Source organism: Microcoleus harperi Pol14_C6 (genome assembly GCF_036701295.1).
In the GTDB taxonomy this organism is placed as follows: Bacteria; Cyanobacteriota; Cyanobacteriia; order Cyanobacteriales; family Microcoleaceae; genus Microcoleus.
Window position 1 is genome coordinate 171936 of the sequence record NZ_JAUBQN010000008.1, and the last position, 16645, is coordinate 188580.

Here is a 16645-nt window from a genome sequence, read left to right on the forward strand (position 1 = left end):
TCGCCTGCCCACCCCACAAGAGTTTTCAGAATAATAGGTGTACAAGTTAAATGTGCGACAAATTACAAGGCTTAACCTAACGCAGTGCAGGCTTTTTTCAACCATTCAATTGTTGCTGCATCAAGTACGGGTTCCAGTTTCTCGACTACCGAAGCGTGATAATTATTCAACCATGCTAGTTGAGTCTTTGACAGTCGATCGACATTTATCAATTTGCGCTCAAACGGAATATACGTCAGCGATTCAAATCCGTACCAAACCGAACCGTTTTTTGAGGGCATTTCCCTGACAACATAAAGATTTTCGATGCGAATTCCGCCCCATCCGGGTTCGTAATATCCCGGTTCGATGCTAGTTACCATTCCGGCTTCCAAGGGATACTGCACAGATTTGCTGATGCCATTTGGCCCTTCGTGACCGGCTAAAAACGCGCCGACTCCGTGCCCGGTGCCATGTCCGTAGTCTAGCTGTTCTTGCCATAATACCGCACGGGCGATCGCATCTAATTGCGCTCCCGTTGTTCCTTTGGGGAATTGCTGCATTGCACAGTTGAGGTGCGCGATTAAGACTGTGGTGTAGTGTTCTATTTGTAGCGCCGTCGGTTCTCCGATACTTATTGTTCTCGTATCGTCCGTTGTACCTGCTAAATATTGCGCGCCTGAGTCAAGCAGCAGCAATTCTCCGGGTTTTAAGGTGATTTCTGGGCTGGGGGTTCCGTAATGTACGATCGAGCTATTGGCTCCCGCACCTGCGATCGTCCTAAAAGTTAAAGTCTGAAAATCATTTTCTTCCTGGTAAAATCTTTCGATGCTTTCTGTGACATCAAACTCAGTCAAAACCTTACCATTTTCTAGCTGTTCTGTCAACCACTTCAAAGTCAAAGTTTTCGCTCGACTTGCTTTGAAATTGGCTGATTTCATCTGCTCAATTTCTACGGAATTTTTGCGAGCTTTCATCCCTTCTACCGGATGTGTCTCAAAAACTATTTCGATGTTGTAAAACTGCGCTTCTTGATGGTTTAATATTAACTGGTACGTGCCTGCTGTGCTGTGTTTCGGGTCTAAAAGTACCCGGACTTTATGTGGCAAATTTACGCAAGTTTCTAATGTATGCGGATAGTCGGCGTAGGGAAGCAAAGTTACATCCGCCCGCAATTCTTGCTTGATTTCTAGCGAAACTCGTTCGGGATTTGTAAACAAAAACGCTGAATCTGTGGTGACAATGGCATAGGATATAAAAATGGGAATGTGGGGAATATCCGAGCCTCGGAGATTGAACAGCCACGCTATTTGATTGAGGTTGGTAATCGGAAGCACATCGATGTTGGCTTTTTGCATCGCTTCCCTGACTCTGGCTAATTTTTCGGTGGCGGTTTCTCCTGTCAGGGATGCAGGTAAGCTAAATATAGGTGCTGCATCAATCGCGGGTAAAGTCTCTGCTGTTTGCCAAGGAGTTTGCGATCGCACTTTGTCTGTCAAATTCTCCCGGATTGGTATGAGATCAATCTCTGCATTCGCGAATTTTTTCACCCAATTTTGATATTGCTCTGTCGCTACAGTAAACGGGTCAAAACCCATGCGAATTTTAGTTGATTTTTCTGCCGATTCTACAGCCAATTTTTCTAAAGTTTCAATTAAGGTTAAATTTTCTTCTAAGCCGAGTTTCGATATTTGAATAATTCCAGTATCGACTTGCAAGTCGGCTTGTTCGTAATAGCGGGAATCCACAAACAACCAAGCGGAATCTTTGCCCACCAACAAATCACCGGCGGAACCCGTAAAACCGCACATCCAAGCTCGTCGCTGCTTGGCGGCTGGAACTGATAAATTTAAGTGTTCGTCCACTGCTGGGATGAAATAGAAATCTAATTCATAATCTGCCATCAAATCGCGCAAGTCCGCCAGTTTTGCAGCGGAGGTATCTTGAATATTTGTATTTGCTTTCAAGTTAGTGGCAACCATGTTGAATCTTCCTATTTTACTTGTTTAAAATTGTCTTCAAACCTTTAACTAATCTCCTAATACCTGCGGTGGCGGTTGCTTTTTCCAAAGCACCGTAAGCAACGCGCAAATAGCAGCCGCTATCCATGCCGAAGGTTGTACCGGGAAGCACTGCTACGTGATATTCGCGAATTAATTTTTCTACTAATTCCATTGTATCGATTTCAGTATCAACTTTCAAGAAAAAGTAGAATGCTCCGCAGGCTGGGGAAATTGTACACAAATTTTGGATGGTATTGAGTTCGTCTAATACGAGTTGTCGCACAGATGCGATCGCCCTTACATAATTATCGCAGTAACCTCTACCAACTTGCAAGGCTCCCAAGGCTGCATATTGAGAAATTACGGGCGGACAAATTAAGATTGTATCTTGAATTTTTCTCACTGAAACGAGCAAGTGTTCTGGGATTACCATATACCCGATCCGCCAACTCGCAAAACCGTAGGCTTTGGAGAGGCTAAACAGAGAAATTGTATGTTCGCTGCTGTGGGGAAAAGCGGCGGGCGAACAGTGTTTGACGCCGTTATAAGTAAAATATTCATAAGCTTCATCGCTGATGTGATAGATGTTGTGCTGGCGACAAATTTCGTTAACTTCCCGGAGTGCTTCGACCGAATAAACAACACCAGTGGGATTATTTGGGGAAATGGTAACTATGGCTCGCGTTTTGTCAGTAATGGCTTTTTTTATAGCAGCGATATTAAGTTGATAATTGGTGTCAGTTTCTACTATCACTGGTCGGCAATTTGCCATAATTGCCGCCATTTCGTGGTTGAAGTAATAAGGTGATTGGATAATAACTTCGTCTCCCGCCGAAGTGATAGCGAGAATGGCGTTGGTAAATCCCATATTGCTACCGGCGGTAACGACAATACAGTTTTTGCTGTTAACTTCTATGTCGTTATCTGTTTTTAGTTTGGCTGCGATAGCATCTTGTAATTGTGGAATTCCTTCCACGGCTTTGTATTTGTGATTGTCGGTATTTGCGAAGAATTCGGGAGTTCGGTCAAATGATTCTTGTGGCGGATTGTAGTAAACTACGCCTTGTCCTAAAGATATTGTTCCCGGATTTTGGCGGATCAGTTCGCCAACTACTGGAATTATTGGCGACTGTACCGATTGCATTCGATTCGGGTGATTTTTCATCATATATTATAGGTAATTGTAGGGGCAGGTTTAGTGAGAATGTACGTCCTTCAGCAAGTTTACTATTTCACGCACGCGCCTCTCCGCTTCAGGATCTATGTACTTCTATTTTAGAACCTTGGGGGGATTTAGAAACTTTAACTTGTGCAGGCAATCTTTCGCCCAATTCTCGAACGTGGGTAATCACTCCAATCAGTCTTTCTCGCTGCCGCAAAGATTCTAAAATTTGAGTGACGCTTTCGAGAGTTTCGGTATCTAAAGTACCAAATCCTTCATCTAGAAATAAGCTGCCCAAGTGAGATCCTTGAGACAGCTTTTCTGACAAAGCTAAAGCCATTGATAAGGAAGTGGCAAAGGTTTCGCCACCGGAAAGAGTACGCACTCGTCTAGCTTCGCCGCCGTTCCAATTATCTGCTACCCAGTATTCGCCGTCTTGGTTTATTAGTTTGTAGCGATTTTCGGTTAATTCTTGCAAAATTAAGGTGGCGCTGCCGACTAATTCTGCTTCTAAATGTTCTAAAATGTATGATTGAAATTCGTTGGATTTGAGGTTCTGCGCTAAGGTGTGATAAGTTTGCTCTTGTTCTGTGAAATTTGTGATTTGCTGTGACAATCTTTCGGCTTGTTCGAGATTTTGGGCTGCTACTTGAATCCAAGCTAACAGTTCGGCGCGGTTGTTGTTGGCTTGTTTGAGGTTTTCTTGGGCGGTATGTTTTGCCGATCGCACTTGTGCTAAAGTATTCTCATCCGTAGTTCGGCCTGCGATCGCCTCGCTCAAATCTTTCGCCCGCGTCTCTAACTGAATTTTTGATTCGCGGTGAGAGCGAATAGCATTTTCCCATTCTGATTGTTCCTTAACTGTCGCAACTGCTGCTAAAAAGGTCTCTTCTGTGAAATCAGCCGCTGTTAATTTTGTGGCCCAATCCTGGTTTAACTGCTGTTTGTGAGCTTGGGCTTGTCCAAAAGCTTCTCCAGCTTGTTGCTCTCTCTCTGCGGCTTGAATAACCTTATTTTGAGCAGTTTGATATGATTTTTCGGCAACTTTCAGCAGATTTGCCAAGTCTTGCTTGTCTTGTTCTAAGACTTTTGCTAAATTAGCATAAGGTTGATATTCGGTAATTTGATAAAGCGCATTTACACAACTTTGCAACTGCTGCTGCCGACGGTCTGATTCGGCGATCGCATCTTGATATTCCTGCTGTTTAGCTGCTTGAGTCGCCACAGCAAAATTAAATTTTTGTTGAAAATTATCATATTCCAATGATGCGAGTTGGAACTGCTGTTCAGTTTGGCGGTATTGGCGATCGCTCTCTTTAAGGAGTGCCAACTCCTGCTGCAACCCCAAGCTTTCCCAGTGAGGATTTTCCAGCACTTGAGTGATTTGCTGCTGCAATTCGGCAACTTTATTCGCAGTTAATTCCAACATTTGAGCAATTTCCGACTCTTTTTGCCGGCAGGCTGAAACTGCACTTTTTCCCTCAGCAGCCAACCTTTGAGCATCTTGAAAAACCTGATTTGCATCCGCCAATTTCCGCCGCAAACCAGCGACATCGACAATATTAGAATCGGGCAAAGGAGGGAGCAGATCGCTCTCAGGATGCACCCCCCCACACACCGGGCAAGTATCGCCAGAATTCAGCGACATTCTGACAGCAGCAACACTCTCTAAACGTGCCGCTTCCGCATTAGCGGTTTGGGCCGCTTCTAACTCGAGATCGCACTCTTTTAGTCGGATTTCGGCTGCTTCTAAATTAGTAGCAACCTCTACATAAGTCTGTTGAGCTTTTTCCTTATCTGCGATAGATTTATCCAACTGTTCTTGCTGAGTCTTTTGCTGCTTGGTAATTAGCTGCAATTCCATCAATAAGGGTAAAATTTGCTGCAATTGCTCTAAACGCTTTCCTCCCGGCGCATACTGTTCGAGTTGTGCCACTGCTTGAGTAACTCGAAAACCCGCACCTTGAATTTTAGTGTTAGCAGCTTGCAGGTCTTTATCTGCTGCCATAAAAAAGCGGAGTTTTTCCTGTTGAACTTTTTGGGCAAGCGCAACTTCTTTTTCTAACTGAGCGCGCTGTTCTTCATATACTTTAGCAGCAGCTAGAGCATCTTCGCGAGCCTTAATTTGTGGTGCTAGCACCTCTTCTTTCGCTTTTGCCGCGTCAAGTTGCTGCTGCTCTACTGCTAGCTCTGATCGAGCTTTAATTAACAGTTTTCGCGCTGCCACCGAGGCACTTGCTGCAGTTTCATACTGACTGCGAGCCGATCGCACTAAAGCCCAATCTCCCTGTAAATGATTGGCAGCTTGCGCTCTTTCTAAACGCTGTGCTAAAATTGCAACCTCAGCAGAATTAGCATTTAATTGGGCCAGTTGTTGTTGTAGCTCTTGCCAGCGAGCGATTTGCGAAAATAGCTGTTCCTCTTCATCTAGATCCTTATGAGCTTTCATAACAGCGCGAGCGAACTGGGGCAACTGCTGCTCTAAAATCAAAAGTTGCGATCGTCTTTGAGCCACCTCCTCCGCCGTCGGCGCACTCAAATCCGCTAGCTGCCTTTCCACCATTTCCCGTTCCTGTTTCAGCAACTTTGCGAGTTCATTGGTTTCCTTCCGCATCTGTTCAAAAATCTCAAATCCCGCTAGCTGCCGCAAAATTTCCCGACGTTTTGAAGTATCCCCTTTAATAAACTCATCAAACTTGCCTTGAGGCAGAACAATTGCTCGCGTAAAAGTATCAAAATCCATTCCTAAAATTTGTTCAATGGTATTTTGAACAGCAACGATACTCGTCCCCAAAGTTTCCCATTGACCATTTTGCCAGTTGTCCAAAATCACCTTGTTTTCCGGAGATTTGGGACGGAAACGCCACCTTCGCGTCACCCGATACTGTGCCGAACCCACAGCAAAACGCAACTGCACTTTTAAATTTTCGCTGCCTTGACTTGCCAAATCACTAACTTGTTTGCCGCTGCGAGTTGTCGTGCCAAAAAGAGCGTAAGTCATGGCATCTAATAGTGAAGATTTTCCCGCACCTGTAGCACCAGTAATTGCAAACAAATCGAGTTGAGAAAAATCTAAACGCTGTTCGCGGTGGAAGCTGGTAAATCCTTCGAGAATAAGTTCGAGTGGACGCATACTGATTTTAGTTTTAGGATTTGGGGTTTTAGATTGTATTACTCTTTACCAGGCTCCGCCTGGTAATGCAGATCGGGAGGCTCTGCCTCCAATTTTCCTATTTGCCTGGTAACGCATATCCGGAGACTCTGCCTCCAATTTTCCTATTTAAGCGCGAGGCAGAGCCTCTGGATATTTCCAGACGGAGCCTAGGAACCAGTTATTGTATCTTTTTACGCATTTAATTGTTAACTGTTTCCTTAAACTTCTTGTACAAATTTTTAAATTCCTCCAATACTGCCGGTTTTGGTGTCGTTCCCAAGCGGTTTTGATAATAGTTGCAAAACTCTGCTGCCGGATCGAAATTATTGGGATCGATATTAGTTATTTCTGTTGCTTCTAGCGCTGCATCTGGATAGCGCGGTTCAATTAACAGCGCTTGAGAACAAATTTGGCGCACTCGATCGGCAAGTCCGATTTGTGGACTGTCCAGTTCGACAATTACTTTCAAGAAACCTGGATGATACTGATGAGCTTGCAAAGTTTCATCGAGATTGTCGTTATGACATTTAAGCACTTTTAACGGCTTGTGGCAAGCCACAGGCTTAAATTCCACCTTTGCCTTATTTCCCGGCTCCACTTCAATCAAACAAAATCCTTTTTCCTGTTCTGCTTCTCCAAAATCTAACTGAATCAAAGAACCGGAATAATAAGCGGGAGAAGTCTCAGAAATCCGCTGGTGAATGTGGATGTGTCCGAGGGCAACATACTGAGCTTCCGGCGGCAGAGTTTGCGATGAGAGCAGGTATTTTTCTCGCGTGTAATAAGCGACTTCGGATTTTGCCAATCGAGCGCCGTCAATGCTCATGTGTCCCATGAGAATATTGACAGTATTGTCTCTAAAATCCCTGGTTAAATCTTCTAGTAAATATGCTACGATTTCGCGGTAATCTTTTCGGCGAGCGGCATCGCCCGACTCCCAGAGAGAATTAGCATCTAACAGTCTTTGTTCGGAAGCAAAAGGCATCGCTCCCACACAAAGTTTACCGCTTTTTGTATTAAGAGTAATTGTGCCGCCGTCTGCGGAACGCCTGGGTTTGCCTAAAGCGCGAACACCGGCGAGAGAAAGCAATTGCGCGATGCTGTCGATGCGGGATGCCGAATCGTGATTACCGGCGATCGCAATTGCGGGAATTCCTGCTGCTTGGAGTTCGCAGAAAAAGTTATAAGCAATGCGTTCGGCGTAAGCGGGAGGGTTGGGCACGTCGAAAATGTCGCCAGCGACGAGCACAGCATCGACATCCAAGGCTTTTGCTTGCTTCAAAATCTGTTCCAGGGCGATCGCAATTTCAAAAGTGCGATCGATCCCTCGAAAACGTCGCCCTAAATGCCAGTCAGCAGTATGAATTATCCGCATAGTACGAGCAGTATTTTGTTTATGTTAACTGAGATGTTGTATTATTTTCAAGAACGGGCAAGATGCCCGTTCCACAAAGAATGAATTTCTTGTGGAACGGGCAAGATGCCCGTTCATAAAAGCCTGATTTAAAATGGTAAAATATTTCAGTTTTAATGCTTTGTGCGATCGCGGTATAAATATCTGCCACAGTTTATGCCTCTTCCTGTTCTCGAATTGCTGTTTCAATCTCATCAGGATATGCCTCAGCATAAGCCCAAGCATTCGCCAAATCAGCGGCACGCAGAGTCGGATAGTCTTCTAGGAGTTCAGCTTCAGAAATACCTAAACGGCGAGCATTCACCAGTACCCACACAGGAATTCGCGTTTGTCTGATGCAAGCATCGCCGCCGCACACGCCGGGAGTCTTTTGAATCCCCGACCAAAATTTTCTTAAACTTTGGGCTAGTAATTCTATAGCTTGAGCCTTCTCTTCGGGAGTTAAAGCCAAGAGTTGCGGTTGCAATTCTTTCAGTGTCATCTTTGCAATTATTGAGGTCATGAATATTAATTTTTTTTGCCATATAGGTATTCTAGCACTGGCTCAATTAAAACATTCATTCCACAGGCTTCACATCGTGAAACCGAGTATAATCCACCACCCGCCCTCCCGTCGCAGATTTCAAAAGAATATCTACAAATCGCATATTCCACATAATTTCAGAGGCTACAAAAGAATGTCGTGCGTGAATAGTTTGCGAAACTGTTTCGTCAATTCCTGTTAACGTAATTACAATTTCCGCTTGCTGTTCCATCAAGTCTTGGGCAGTAAGTTGGTACAAAGGACTGCTTTCCTCAATTGCGTGCATAACAGTCCAAGTTAAGGCAAAAATCGGAGAGTGACTCCGCATCAATTCCAAATCGTAAAAACGCCGCATAAATTCTCCTTCCGATGTTACCTCGTCGCGGATCAAAGTAGCTCGCTGCTGCGCTTCTAAAATTTGGTTAAAACGCTGATTTGCAGTGCGGTACATCAGAGTCGGAACGCCGTTGAAAGGAGCGATCACAGCTACCCGGCTGAAGATAACTCTAGCTGTTGGTCTGGAAAATCTTGAAAAAGCCAGTCCCGTCACCATCGCCACTCCCCACAAACCAAAAAGCGCTTGGATCGCGACTACAGTATTAGCGTAATCCGTGCGCGGATACATAGCACCGTAGCCGATCGTCGCCATTGTTTGCACGCTGAAATAAAAGGCATCTGGGAAAGAACCCGGCCGCGCGTTAGCAATGCAATCTCCTCCCGCCAAGTAAGCTAAGGCAAATAAAGAATTCGTGACTGTATAGGAGAGACAAATGAGTATGAAAAATCGCGGCCAAGAAAGAGTTAGCAGCCTGTGGTAGAGGTCGGCAAAATGCAGGGGCGATACTCCCAACTTGACAATATTTAAGGGGAATTGTCCTTGGCGGCTGACTAAACGCGCCTGTTGCTGACGGTTGCGGGGAATTTTCATTGCGATTTGTAACTGCGGCTGTTTCAATTTGTAACTATTGCTTTTACCGGGAAAACTTATCCTTTAGACTGATGTCTGATTCCAAAAATTCGGATAAAAGCGGAGTTTAGAAATGGTTGAGCTTAACTGGCATGACTATCTCGTTATGGTTTCTTTTGTGGCTTCTATTGCGGGTTTAGTCCTGCTGGGCGATAATCGCAACTCGCAGCCAACGGACGATTCCCTACGGGATAGCTTCGCCGCGCGTACTTTGAGCGAAGAAATCCTAATCAAGATGAGCTTTACTTACTGGATAGTCTACTGCATCTCTTTTTTCGGGTTGAAACTTCACTTACCAGAAGATAGCTGGTTATTGCTCAGTTTGAAGCTGACTACGGTTCTTTCTTACTTGTTGACTGCTTCTAGCATACTTAGCCTGCCGCTGCAACGCATGGCTGTCCGACAAGTTGAAGATTAAAAAAAAGTGTTTGTAGTGAGGACTTCAGTTTTTTTGAGCACGGTGAAGAAAAACTAAAGTCCTGACTGCAAAGCTATTTGAGTTATATTACCGGGCAATAAGCTCACAGCTAGCTGTGAGCTTGTTTAATGGTTTATTGTCTGAGGGATGCAGACTAACGGCCCCAAAATGGCTAGGGTCGATCGCACTCGCACTTGAAATTGCCACTCTCTTCCTACTTTCCCTGAGCTGCGGAAATATCAACGAATATCCGTTGGCGAAGCTGGCGCATCATGGCATAGCAGTATACCACCAACTTAGCTGGTTAGGATTTAAACCCTTTAGAGCTTTTCTTTTTCTCCTGCGGTTTAGACTTTGACTTATTAACTTCGCCTAAAGCTTCCTGAAATAAGTTGTGCAGGTGCAGGGGAACGCTGGCAATTTCCGGGAGTTCGGGTTCTAAGGGTTTTTTAAACTCTTGCAGCAGGGCATCTAAATCGCGATCGATCTGAAAATTAGTCCGCTGCAATACAGTTTGCAAAATTTGTTCTAATTTCGCTGGATTGACTTTAACTAACCGTTGCCAAATCCAGGCATTAATTGCAGGATCTTCGAGATAGTTACGCACCAGCTTTTCGTAACCGGGAACGGTTGAAAAATCTTCGGCAGATAGCAGTGCAGTAAATTGAGCGTAAGTAGACAAAAAGGTTTGTCCCCAGCGAGGATGAGAAAGTGCTGTCACCTGTTCGGCTTTCTTGAAGCGATCGGGCAATTCGACTTTCGGCATTACCATTTTTGAACTAGCATTGCTGTCGATCATTACCTCAACTGCGTTAGCATCGGCACCTGCTGCCGCGATTGCTGCTGCTTTGACTTCTTCTCGATCGACTCCGGCATCTTCAACGATATCCGCCAGAGATTTACTTTCATCAACCCCGATATCAGCTAGGCGTTTTTTAGTGATGAATTCCTGAAATTCAGCCAACTTTTTATTCAGGTGATATCCCGATAGCGTCAATTCATCACTACCAAAAAATTCGGTAAAATCTTCATGGTACTTCTCTACTGACTGCCAAGCTTGCTCTAACAATTCCGGGGCATCGCTGTACAGATTATTTTTGTGATTTTGCTTGAAATTGCCGATCGCCACCGCCAACTTCGGCTTGCCCAATTTCCCCTTCAAAATGGGAGAACTCGAAAGTATCCACCAGTCATCGGTAAGGGGAGAAATCCGAGCCAGCAAGATTTCTCCTAACTTAAAGCGAGACATTTCTGCAAGAAAATTAGGACTGTTGGGCTTGACAACGTAGTGCTTAGCCGTCAGCCAGTTCATCAGTTCAAACCTGTCGGGGGAAAGTTGAGTGATTTCAAACAAGCCAGTGAAGCTTCTGTGTTCCCAACTTTCAAGCAAGCTACGATCGCTCTCGGTTAAATCCGGCTGACTTTCGACAAATAGGTCGATCGGCGTTTTGTCTCCGACTTTACCTTCGACTGTAAAACTGTCAATCACTTGATTTTGCTGAGCAATATCGTAGCGCTCGCCGGTCGATCGAGCAGCAGCATAAGCTTCCAAAGCTACCGCCAACTCTCCCTCAGCATCCAGCACAAAGTCAATTAAATTTTGCTTGAGTGTCCAAGCTCTTTCCAACATTTCATCCACAAGTAATACCAATTTTGAATGAGAGGATTTAGATTAACAATTATCGGACTTGAAGCCACCGACGCTTTACGATCCGCCTCCGATTGAAGAAAGCCCATCGCGATCGATGTCTCAGTCCTGAATAAGTTTAATTTTAAGGCTAATAGTAAAAAAAAAATGTTAATCTCAAACGGAAGCATCCCGATTTTGTAAACAGCATTTTTTAGGAGTGAGATCGTCCCGCACAGCCAACCCTCTACGTCTCTAGCGAGTTCTCACAGCGAACAGTCCTGTAAAATAAAAATCCTGCTAAAAAATGCGATTTCAAGGGAGCATAAAAATACCCTCTCCGATGTAGAGAGGGGCTGAAAATCCCCAAAAACTTTGCTAAACTCGCGTTAAAAACTGTGCCATCTATCAACAAAAGTCCAAGGCGCAGCAGCCGGGTTTTTTTTTAATCTAACACTTCGCTCCATTCCGGTACCCGGCTAAAAATAACAGGAATGCTTGAGTTTGTGTGTCTTCAAGACTGAGAAATACTTGGTGTCAGCCCTTAGCGGCCGTCTTTGTCAATGTCGCCAGGAACAGCCCGTTCCACCCGATCCCAAGCGTCGCGCGTGGCGTGCTTAGCTTTTTCCCAAGTCACATTAGACTTACCGCGATTTGTTTCGTAGTCGCGCTGCAAATCCGGTTCGATCTCGTGGTATTTCTTACCAGTAGCGCCATAGCGGCTGTATCCCTCATAACCGGTGCGGTATGCAGGCTGATAGTCTTCGTAAGTCGCGCTAGTGTCCACGTAAGGACGGGAACTGTAGTTGCTTTGCCAGTAAGCATCTTCTACGGTGGGGTCCATCGCCTCCGCCACACCTTTGCCCACCAAACCGCCACTAAACGAACCCACAACAGCGCCTACAACTGCTCCTACAGGCCCGCCGATGGCACCGCCGATCGCAGCACCCGCAGCACCCGCACTCGCCGCACCAATACCCGTTCCCACTGGATGAGCCCCTGTTTCCCCCGAAAGCGGGTCGAGGTTAGCATCAGGTTCATGTACCGTTTTTTTGTCATCGCTCATGATATTTTTTTCCTTTTATCTAACTCTAACTATTATTAAATTTACCTTTTAAATTCATATCTATTCATCTGCCTTGAGGATGAAGCTGCTAGCTTTAAAATAAAGGAAATGATAAAATAGTTGTTGATTCACAAAGTATTTTTACACGCTACTCTCAAGCGATAAGGTGCGCCAAGGCGCACCCTAGATAATTATGTTCAAGTGACTTCTGATATCGGCTCACTTCTGTACTCACCGAAGCTGTGTATTTACCAGCCACTTGAGTTAGATATAAATCTCTTGATTTATTAGTTGCCAGTGACCTTTTCGATCAAATCTTCAGCTTTTTGAACTATGCCTTCTTGCGGGTGTTCTCCCTTGTACTCCTTTAAGCTTTCGTCGTAAGCTTTCTCGACCTTTGCAGGATTTTGAGAAGTTTTGACTATTTCATCGTAAGCTGCTTGGGGATTCAGATCCTCGAAACTTTCTGCGGGGTCAGTCATTTTAGCTTCCGGCGGCGCCTGAGTTCTGTCTTGACCTGCGTAAGCAGCCTGACTGGGTACTACCGCTAGACTTAGCAGACCAATGAAAGCCAGGGTACAGACCAGCAAAATGCTTTGGCTCAATGTTTTTCCGAGAGATTTTAAAACCCGCTTCATATCAACTTCTCCTCGTATTTTCCGCAAAAATTATGGTGTTTGTCGCTTCTTCACTGCGATCGCACATTGACAACCTTGGTTCAAGCGCAATCTTTGTCGCAGCTACCGCATCTAGAGCGAGCCAAAAGGGATATTTCCCGTGACCTCCCATATCTTAAGCGCCTGCTTGTTATTATTACTTCTACCAAAAGATAGATTAGTTAGACAAGCGGAACTGATCTACCTATGAGGTGCGATCGCAATTTCTGCGATGAACCCTATCTAGGGGTTCTCCCATCAATTGCGAACCTTTACTCTTCTCCTTTCTTTCTTCGCGTCCTTTGTGTCTTTGCGGTTCGTCAAAAAAACTCATTCACCAAACAGATGCAAATTGCAACAAACAACCGATAAAACTACAAAATAACCTGCTCTATCTTGAGGTTTCGATTCTGCATAGCTCGTTCAAATAGCTCGGTAGAAAGAGCTTGTTCCACCGACCAAACCCCCGGTTTTTCCAGTTTTCCTTCTAACATTAATTGAGCTATACTGCCAGTACCGATGCCAGTAGCGGCGGCAGCATTTGGGTGTACCGCTGTCGAGCAAACTTTAGCCGGTTGACCGTTTTTGAGACCGTTCACTTGCGATCGCACTGCCACACCAACCCCACTAAAAGTATTAGTAACACTCGTCATCCCATAACTGACGTAGGAGAGAAATTCAATCACGGAGTTATTTTTGAGCCAGCTAGCAGGCCAATACTTAGCAACAAACCAGGTAAGGTGATTGTAAAGGTCGGGAGACGTACCGAATTTAGTCACAACTGATTTGACGGGGAAAGTTTCGGGCAAAGTGATGGCTTCCGGCATATCGAACCAGTAAACCCCTGTTTTGCCGTAGGGTGCGGGAAATTCAATTGTTTCGCGATCGCTGTAGGGTTGTACTTGCTGCCACTTGCGATCTTCCCAAACCTCAAAAGGAGTTTGCAAACCTAAAAAAGTGGTTCTCATGACGGTAACACCAGCACCGCCAGAACCTCCGACTACATAACTCAAATGGATTTGTTCTGCTTCATCTAATTGTTCCACATCTCGGCGCACCATGCTATTAGACACACCGGGGAAAATGCCCGTATTAATAATAGCAGTAATCCCGGAGTTTTTAGCAGTTTCCCGCAATTCTAAAGCTCTGCGAGTAAAACTGCGGCTGTCGCTGACATCAGTATAATTAACACCTGCTTCTATGCAAGTTTTCAATACGCTAGCATCTCGGTAGTGAAAAGGCCCGGCACAGTGAACGACGAGATTAGAGGATGAAACCGCTTGGTGCAGGGCTGCACTGTCTGCTAAATCTAAAGCTTGATACTGCACCCTATCCGGCGGCAATCCCGGCCCAATAGAGGCTTCAGAGTTGCGTCCGGTAACAGTAATTTCTGCGTCGGTATGGGTAACAAGGTCTTGGGCAACGCTGCTGCCAATTCGTCCCCGCCCGCCGACAATCAACACTCGATTTGCCATTGCTAAAAAAAGGGTAACGCCATTTCTCAGTTTCTCAACTTGGGGCCGGCGTTTTCATCCGCATAAAGTATGAATTGAGGAGAATGCGATCTCCTGGGGGATCGGCGGCTATCGCCCATATCCGCAGATGGGGAGAGACTTCTAGCAGCGACCTGCCTGTTCTGCTTTCATTAGAGTTTTGGCTGCGACGCTAAGTTCAAAAATGCCTTCACCGTTAACTTGTTCTTCTAATATTGAGAATTTTATCGATGGAATATGCTCTATGATGACAAAATATTTTCACAGATTTGATGAAACACAAACCGTCGCCACCAAGCGCCAAAGATGCACAAGATTTAGAAAAGGTATTGAGGGCGAGCGCAAATCGTTTTCCCTTCACAGGGAATCAACCGGAAAAAATTCTCGCACTCACAGACTGATAAATCAATACAAACAAACAAACGAACAAACGCAGATGTGATTCATCTGCGTTTATCTGCGTTCATCTGCGGTTGCTAAAAATCTTACTTCTCATTACTCCGAAATATCGACTTACCCTTCGCTTTCAGAGTATTAGCCGCATCTGCGAAAGTCTGCGCGAAAGGCTGCTGCGAGTGCAAGAAAACGCGAGCGGTATTGCGTCCCGGCATACCCGAAATCGATCCGCCCGGATGCGTTCCCGCCCCCGTGAGAAACAAACCGTCGATCGGCGTTTTGTAATTCGCCAACTCCGGTAAAGGACGGAAAAATATCATCTGATCCAGCGTCATGTCAACGTGGTAATAATTCCCCTTCAAAGCCCCCAAACGCTCTCCCAATTCTGCCGGACTTTCCACGCGGCGGCCGATAATTGAATTTTTGATATTCGGTGCATATTCTGCTAATTTATCAATGCAGCGATCGGCAACTTTGTTTTTGAGCTCATCCGTCCACCCCGTACCGTGCTGACCAGTTCCTTCAGCATTTTCGATCATGTAAGGAGCAAAAAATTCAATCCAAGCCGTATGATGTCCGGGGGGAGCCATTGACGGGTCTAGTACCGTCGGAAACACCACATACATCGATGGGTCAGAGTCGGGAATCCTGCCGATTGAAGGGTCGCTGTGAGCGATTTCAACGTGTCTCACCGAGTCTGCAATTAAAACCGAACCGATTAAATATTCGTCCCGATGATTCCAGCGCTCGAATCTAGGCGCTTCATTGAGAGCTAAGTCTATTTTGAGAATAGTCTCGTTGTTGTTAACAATTTTGCGCTCCAATCTTTCCCGCAAATCCGGGTCAGCAGCATCGACATCGCTGTCATCCATTAAATGCAGAAACAAGCGCTTAGCGTCAATATTAGAAATGACACCTTTTGTAGCGCGGTATTCAGTGCCGCCGGCAACTCGAACTCCCACAGCGCGACCGTCATCAACTAATATTTTTTCGACGTGCTGGTCGGTAAGTACCACACCCGAGTATTTTTTCACTACATTAAGCAGCGCTTGCACTAATGCACCCGTCCCTCCGCGCGGTCTTGCCATGCCGGGATTGTGCCTCATTGCCAGCATAATTGCGCCTACAGCCAGGGTTTTTTGCGAAGGAGGCGCGCCGAGTTCTGAGGCGAATCTTGCTAGGGGTGCTTTGATAAATTCCTCGTCAAACCACTCGTTGACAATGTCTTCAGCACTGGTGAGCATCGTGCGAACAAAATCCAGCGTTTTGTTGGGCGAACCGATGACTGACAATAAATCTTGGATCTTTGAAATATCGTAGTTGCCCAGAATATCTATAATAGATTTTGGTGGCGCATTAAACATCGGAACCATTGCACCTAAAGCCCGCTGCCAAAAGTCTGTATATTCGGCATATTTTTTAGCATCGCGCTCGTTGTAGCGGGCAATCTCTGCACAAGTTTTTTCTACAGATTTGTGCGCTAAGAAATATTTGCCGTCGGGATGCGGACAAAAGGCAACTGGATCGCAGAAAAGATATTCTAAACCGTGTTTTTCCAGTTCTAATTCTTCTACAACTGGCCCTAAATGGATAAATTCGTGGTCGATCGCGCAAAGATTGAATTTAAAATCCGGCAATTCGGGAATCGCAGCTTCAGTAGTGGCCGCGCCACCGGGAACTGAACGTTTTTCTAACAAGAGGACAGTATACCCCGCTTTCAGCAGATAAGAGGCGCAGACCAGTCCGTTGTGACCTGCTCCTATGATAATCACGTCATACGTTTGCAT

At 45.4% G+C, this 16645-nt stretch carries 12 protein-coding genes; 1 reads left to right on the forward strand and 11 read right to left on the reverse strand.

All coding sequences use genetic code 11. From position 1 onward, the window contains the following. Window positions 1–71: 71 nt before the first annotated feature. From QUA27_RS09175 to QUA27_RS09200, 6 genes are all read right to left on the reverse strand, one after another. Window positions 72–1961, reverse strand: coding sequence for an aminopeptidase P family protein (locus QUA27_RS09175; protein ID WP_333067545.1), 1890 nt, complete (start codon window positions 1959–1961; stop codon window positions 72–74). Between the two features lie 16 nt (window positions 1962–1977). Next, a complete protein-coding gene (locus tag QUA27_RS09180) occupies window positions 1978–3150 on the reverse strand; it encodes a pyridoxal phosphate-dependent aminotransferase (protein WP_445251481.1) in 1173 nt (390 codons plus the stop codon). A gap of 85 nt (window positions 3151–3235) precedes the next feature. Beyond that, complete coding sequence (locus tag QUA27_RS09185; RefSeq protein WP_333067547.1) at window positions 3236–6277, reverse strand: AAA family ATPase; 3042 nt, start codon at window positions 6275–6277, stop codon at window positions 3236–3238. Window positions 6278–6497: 220 nt separating this feature from the next. Beyond that, a complete protein-coding gene (locus QUA27_RS09190) occupies window positions 6498–7673 on the reverse strand; it encodes a metallophosphoesterase family protein (protein ID WP_333067548.1) in 1176 nt (391 codons plus the stop codon). A 193-nt stretch (window positions 7674–7866) separates the two neighbouring features. Then, window positions 7867–8193, reverse strand: a complete 327-nt coding sequence (locus QUA27_RS09195) for a DUF433 domain-containing protein (RefSeq protein WP_333067549.1) — start codon at window positions 8191–8193, stop codon at window positions 7867–7869. Between the two features lie 76 nt (window positions 8194–8269). After that, the gene (locus QUA27_RS09200; RefSeq protein WP_333067550.1) at window positions 8270–9163 is read right to left on the reverse strand and encodes an ion channel; all 894 of its coding nucleotides are present in this window, start codon (window positions 9161–9163) and stop codon (window positions 8270–8272) included. A 112-nt stretch (window positions 9164–9275) separates the two neighbouring features. Here QUA27_RS09200 and QUA27_RS09205 point away from each other — a divergent pair, with 112 nt between their 5' ends. Then, window positions 9276–9620 (forward strand): hypothetical protein, encoded by a 345-nt coding sequence (locus QUA27_RS09205; protein ID WP_333067552.1) that lies wholly within the window; start codon window positions 9276–9278, stop codon window positions 9618–9620. 304 nt (window positions 9621–9924) lie between these two features. Here the strand turns inward: QUA27_RS09205 and QUA27_RS09210 are convergent, their stop codons facing one another. The 5 genes from QUA27_RS09210 to crtO all read right to left on the reverse strand — a co-directional run bounded on the left by QUA27_RS09210 (window position 9925) and on the right by crtO (window position 16645). Continuing rightward, window positions 9925–11259, reverse strand: coding sequence for a hypothetical protein (locus tag QUA27_RS09210; RefSeq protein WP_333067553.1), 1335 nt, complete (start codon window positions 11257–11259; stop codon window positions 9925–9927). Window positions 11260–11791: 532 nt separating this feature from the next. Further along, window positions 11792–12313 carry a hypothetical protein gene (locus tag QUA27_RS09215; RefSeq protein WP_333067554.1) on the reverse strand — a complete coding sequence of 174 codons (522 nt, stop codon included), beginning with the start codon at window positions 12311–12313 and terminating at the stop codon, window positions 11792–11794. Window positions 12314–12600: 287 nt separating this feature from the next. Continuing rightward, on the reverse strand, window positions 12601–12951 hold the full coding sequence (locus tag QUA27_RS09220; protein ID WP_333067555.1) for a hypothetical protein: 351 nt from the start codon (window positions 12949–12951) through the stop codon (window positions 12601–12603). A gap of 392 nt (window positions 12952–13343) precedes the next feature. Then, complete coding sequence (locus tag QUA27_RS09225) at window positions 13344–14444, reverse strand: saccharopine dehydrogenase family protein (protein ID WP_333067556.1); 1101 nt, start codon at window positions 14442–14444, stop codon at window positions 13344–13346. Between the two features lie 503 nt (window positions 14445–14947). Next, window positions 14948–16645: a beta-carotene ketolase CrtO gene (gene crtO, locus QUA27_RS09230; RefSeq protein ID WP_333067557.1), complete on the reverse strand. Its 1698-nt coding sequence runs from the start codon at window positions 16643–16645 to the stop codon at window positions 14948–14950.

What these genes read in the sequence shown, in the direction of transcription:
- QUA27_RS09180 (WP_445251481.1), bottom strand. Translation starts at nt 3,150, where the DNA reads ATGATGAAAAATCACCCGAATCGAATGCAATCGGTACAGTCGCCAATA.
- QUA27_RS09185 (WP_333067547.1), bottom strand. Translation starts at nt 6,277, where the DNA reads ATGCGTCCACTCGAACTTATTCTCGAAGGATTTACCAGCTTCCACCGC.
- QUA27_RS09205 (WP_333067552.1), top strand. Translation starts at nt 9,276, where the DNA reads ATGGTTGAGCTTAACTGGCATGACTATCTCGTTATGGTTTCTTTTGTG.
- QUA27_RS09190 (WP_333067548.1), bottom strand. Translation starts at nt 7,673, where the DNA reads ATGCGGATAATTCATACTGCTGACTGGCATTTAGGGCGACGTTTTCGA.
- QUA27_RS09195 (WP_333067549.1), bottom strand. Translation starts at nt 8,193, where the DNA reads ATGACACTGAAAGAATTGCAACCGCAACTCTTGGCTTTAACTCCCGAA.
- QUA27_RS09200 (WP_333067550.1), bottom strand. Translation starts at nt 9,163, where the DNA reads ATGAAAATTCCCCGCAACCGTCAGCAACAGGCGCGTTTAGTCAGCCGC.
- QUA27_RS09220 (WP_333067555.1), bottom strand. Translation starts at nt 12,951, where the DNA reads ATGAAGCGGGTTTTAAAATCTCTCGGAAAAACATTGAGCCAAAGCATT.
- crtO (WP_333067557.1), bottom strand. Translation starts at nt 16,645, where the DNA reads ATGCAAACGTATGACGTGATTATCATAGGAGCAGGTCACAACGGACTG.
- QUA27_RS09215 (WP_333067554.1), bottom strand. Translation starts at nt 12,313, where the DNA reads ATGAGCGATGACAAAAAAACGGTACATGAACCTGATGCTAACCTCGAC.
- QUA27_RS09175 (WP_333067545.1), bottom strand. Translation starts at nt 1,961, where the DNA reads ATGGTTGCCACTAACTTGAAAGCAAATACAAATATTCAAGATACCTCC.
- QUA27_RS09225 (WP_333067556.1), bottom strand. Translation starts at nt 14,444, where the DNA reads ATGGCAAATCGAGTGTTGATTGTCGGCGGGCGGGGACGAATTGGCAGC.